General features: G+C 68.3%; 5 protein-coding genes. All 5 read right to left on the bottom strand.

Annotation, left to right across the window (positions count from 1 at the left end; translation table 11 throughout):
- Positions 1–29 precede the first annotated feature (29 nt).
- Positions 30–638 carry a VOC family protein gene (locus VJ655_RS08515; protein ID WP_324110637.1) on the bottom strand — a complete coding sequence of 203 codons (609 nt, stop codon included), beginning with the start codon at positions 636–638 and terminating at the stop codon, positions 30–32.
- 35 nt (positions 639–673) lie between these two features.
- Positions 674–1,501, bottom strand: coding sequence for an enoyl-CoA hydratase/isomerase family protein (locus VJ655_RS08510; RefSeq protein WP_324110636.1), 828 nt, complete (start codon positions 1,499–1,501; stop codon positions 674–676).
- Entirely contained in the window at positions 1,498–2,121 is a 624-nt protein-coding gene (locus VJ655_RS08505) for an isochorismatase family cysteine hydrolase (protein WP_125157732.1), read from the bottom strand. The genes VJ655_RS08510 and VJ655_RS08505 overlap by 4 nt, the downstream gene beginning before the upstream one ends.
- A 3-nt stretch (positions 2,122–2,124) precedes the next feature.
- A complete protein-coding gene (locus VJ655_RS08500; RefSeq protein WP_324110635.1) occupies positions 2,125–2,661 on the bottom strand; it encodes a hypothetical protein in 537 nt (178 codons plus the stop codon).
- A 20-nt stretch (positions 2,662–2,681) separates the two neighbouring features.
- Positions 2,682–3,482, bottom strand: an 801-nt coding sequence (locus VJ655_RS08495; RefSeq protein ID WP_324110634.1) for an alpha/beta hydrolase, incomplete at its 5' end; no start/stop codon positions are given.

The raw sequence follows: 3,482 nt of genomic DNA, 5'->3' as shown, positions 1-3,482 counted from the left end.
CTCACGACCTTCGGGGGACCGGCCACGTCTCAACCGCCGGCCTGGGCGGCAGCCATATGGGCCGCGTACCAATCGGCCCAGGCGGGGTCGGCCGCGCCGGTGAGCTTCTCGTGCTCGCCGTGAGCGGCGGCCGCGCGTCGCAGAGCCTCGGCCAAGTCGGCGACCGAGCTGAAGCTGGTCACGCCGGGGTCGATGCGGCCCGGGAAACGCGATGTGATTTCCTGCAACACCCAGCCGTTGCCGTCAGGATCGTCGAACGTCACGAACGAGGCGTAGCTTCGCCGCTGAGGGTCTGGTCCCTCGGCGCGGGCGGCCAGATCAAAGCGGTTGTAGCCCCCTGCCGCGTCATGGAAGACGGCGCTGGCCTGCACGCCCTTGCTGACCAGTTCGGCCCGCGCGACTTCGATGTCGGTGACGATCAGATGCAGGAACCGCGCCGTGCCTGGCGCGGACGGGGTCAGTCCCGTGCCGATCAGGATGGAGGCGGGCGAGCCCGGCGGCGTGAACTGTAGGATCCGACCGCCCGCGTCGGTCGTGATGTCGGCGTCCACGCGCCAGCCCAGGCGGCGATAGAACGCCGCCGCGCGGTCGACGTCCGACACCGGTACGACGACCACCTCGAGCTTGTAGTCAGACATTCTCGCCTCCTCTTGTTCAGCATGCGGCCGCGCGCTCAGTCCGGAGCAAGCCCGCGGAGATAGCGCCCGAAGTTCAGCTCGAAGTCGCTGCGTCGGCCGTAGTCGAACCCGCCGAGCCGGGCGCGCCGGGCCTGCGTGTCGGGGTGGCGCAGGGCGTCGAAGAACATCCGGTTGCTGGACTCCAGTTCGTCGCCCGTCGGTACGCCCACGCGGTTGACCTGCGCCTTGAGGTCGCCGAGCGTCTGACGGTCGAACGTGGCCAGTCGTCCGGCCAGTGCGTCCACGAACTCGTCGAGCGCATCGTCGTCGAGAGCGCGGTTAATCCAGCCGTAGCGCTCGGCCAGGTCAGCGTCGAAGTCGTCGCCGCTCAGCACGATTTCAAGCGCCCGCGATCGACCGGCCAGGCGCGGCAGCCATTCCAGCGCCCCACCTCCGGGTGGGAGGCCAACGCCTACTTCCGGATTGCCGAGGATCGCGCGCTGGCGGCTGGCGAAGCGCATGTCGCAGGCGAGCACGAACTCGCTTCCGACACCGCGCGTGCGGCCGCGGATCTTGGCGATGCTCACGACCGGCGAACGGGCCATTCGGACGACGACGTCGATCCAAGGCGAATGGCCACTGGGTCCGGCTGTCCGCGGGAGGTCGGCGGCTCGGGCCGTGTCGAAGTGGGCGATGAAGAAGTCCGGATCCGCGGATTGGAAGATCATGACCTTGGCCTGGGGATCGGCCTCGATCTCGGTGACCACCCTCTGCAACGCGATGATGCCCTCGGGCGCCAGCATGTTGATCGGCGGATTGTCGAACGTGATCCGCCAGACACCCGGCTGAGATCGATCGACCGTCAGGTGACGCTCGGCGCTCATCGCGGGATCTCCCGCAACCGGCCCACCAGGACCGCGGTCGTGAGGATTTCGCGGGTGTAGGTCGGACCATTGATCTCGTGGGCGGCATGCATCGCCTCGGCGCTGAAGGCGGCCGTCGCGTCACGCACCAGGGTGACGTCGTAGCCTAGCTCCATGGCGAAGCGGCCGGTGGCTTCGATACAGGTGTTGGCGATCAGTCCGACCAGGATCAGGCTCTGGATGCCCGCTTGTCGGAGTCTCAGATCCAGATCGGTATTGGCAAAGCCGCTGGAGCCCCAGTGCTCCTTGGCGACGATATCGCCCTCCCGCGGCTGGAAGTCGTCGTGGAACGCGCCGCCCCACGAGCCGCGGGCGAAAATCTGGCGCTGTGCGCCGGCCCGCTGGTAGGGTGTGGCGTGGCGCCAGTCCTCGTAGTCGCCTGGCTCCCATCGGTGGTGCGGCACAAAGACGATCTGCAGCCCGGCCGCCCGGGCTTCGGCGACGACCGTGCGCAGGTGGTCAAGCAGGCTCACCTCCTCGGCGATCGCCCTGAGGCGCGGCCAGGTCTTGCCGCCCTCGCTCAGGAAGTCGTTGTAGGGGTCGACGAGCAGAACGGCGGTGGTCTTGGGATCGTAGGTCATGGTTCAACCTTTCGCGGCCTGGCGCAGGGCGTGGCGCTCCAGGCTGGCGGCGAAGAGCGGTGTCTCTCCGGCGTTGTGGGCGCGGCTGAACGGCTGACGCTGAGCCCGGAAGACGTCGAACGGGATGCCCTGCCGGTCGAGATAGGCCGTGAACTCTTCAGTGGCCCAGGTCCGCACGTGATTGGTGAACTCGCAGCGACCATCGTCGAGCGGCGCCACGCTCAGTTCCCACATCACCACCATGGTCGTGCGTCCCGCGGTGGTGAAGAGGTCCGAGACGGACTCCAGAACCAGGTGGTGCGGCTCTGCGTGCTTCTCGACGTAGTGCTGGACCATCGGCGTGCCGCCGATCACCTCGACGTTGATCGACATTCTCCGGCCGTCCGGCGCCGTGGTCGCGCCGGCCGCGACGTGGGCAGGCGAGCACCCTTGGTACTCCTTGTCCGGCAGGCTGAAGCACCACGCCGGGATGTCGATATCCCCGATCGGCGCGTTGACCACGGCCGTGAAGCTGGAGTCGACGATGACATTGTCTTCCATGGGTCCAATCCTTGTGAAAATCAGCCGCGGGCGGTGTCGAGGATCGCCAGAGCGAAGGCCTCGGGCGCCTCCTGAGGCAGGTTATGGCCAACGCCGCCTTCGATGGTTCGGTGGGCGTAGGGCCCGGTGAACTTGGCCGCGTAGGTCGCGGGCTCCGGATGCGGGGCGCCATTGGCGTCGCCCTCCAGGGTGATGGTCGGGACGCCGATCGTTGGGGCGCGCGCCAGGCGTTGTTCCAGCGGCTCGTAGCGCCCCTCGCCCTCCGCCAGGCCCAGCCGCCAGCGATAGTTGTGGATCACCACGGCGACGTGATCGGGATTGTCCAAAGCGGCCGCCGAGCGCTCGAACGTGGCGTCGTCGAAGCTCCATTTCGGAGAAGCCAGCCGCCAGATCAGTCGGGCGAAGGCCCGGCGATTGGCGTCGTATCCGGCGCGGCCGCGCTCGGTCGCGAAGTAGAATTGGTACCACCACTGCAGCTCCGCCTCGGGCGGCAGTGGCCGCGCTCCGGCCGCCTGCCCGCCGATCAGATAGCCGCTGACCGACACCAGGCCCCGGCAGCGCCGGGGCCACAGCGCGGCGATGATGTCGGCGGTGCGCGCGCCCCAGTCGAAGCCGGCGACGACCGCCTTCTTGATGTCGAGCTTGTCCATCAGCGCGATGATGTCGGCGGCCATCGCGGCGGGCTCGCCGTTGCGCGGCGTTTCGCTGGAGAGGAAATGCGTCGTGCCGTAGCCGCGCAAGTGCGGGATGATCACGCGATAGCCGGCCTTGGCCAGGATCGGCGCGACGTCGACGAAGGCGTGGATGTCGTAGGGCCAGCC

The organism is Caulobacter sp., from assembly GCF_035254145.1.
Lineage (GTDB): Bacteria > Pseudomonadota > Alphaproteobacteria > Caulobacterales > Caulobacteraceae > Caulobacter.
This window is presented reverse-complemented; position numbering and strand designations above follow the sequence as displayed.